We start from the raw sequence: 451 nt of genomic DNA, 5'->3' as shown, positions 1-451 counted from the left end.
GGGGTCGAGGCCGTCGGCGAGCCGGGCCCGGTCGGCCGCGCAGACCGGCACCTCGCGGGTGGCCCCGCCCTCCGGCGTCCAGATGACGTCGGCCGCGGACGGGCCGTGCCGGGGGTCGAAGAAGCACGGCGGCCGGCGTTCCGGCAGCGGCCGGCCCTCCCGGCGGGCCGCGAGCCGGGCGAGGGCGAAGCGGCCGTCCTCCAGGGCCTCGGTGACCGGCCGCACGTCCTCCGGTAGCCGCGCGGCCGCCATCCGGGTCTTCGCCGTCTCGTAGGCGTCGAGGGCGTGCTCGTAGTCGGCGCGCATCGCGTCGTCGGCGCCGGGTTCGCCGGGCCGGAAGTCGAGGCGGTCCAGTGCCTCGCCGTACGCGGTGATGTCCTCGTCGACGACCACGCGCAGCTTCTCCAGGGCCGCCCGCTGCTCCTCCAGGTGGCGACGCCGGTTGCGGCGG

1 pseudogene is annotated in these 451 nt (G+C 78.3%); it reads right to left on the bottom strand.

The features are described 5' to 3' along the window. Nucleotides 1–451 (bottom strand): annotated as a pseudogene (locus tag CCN42_RS44080) (hypothetical protein); the annotation flags it as partial.

Origin of the sequence: Streptomyces glaucescens (assembly GCF_002154375.1) — a bacterium.
GTDB lineage: Bacteria > Actinomycetota > Actinomycetes > Streptomycetales > Streptomycetaceae > Streptomyces > Streptomyces glaucescens.
This window is presented reverse-complemented; position numbering and strand designations above follow the sequence as displayed.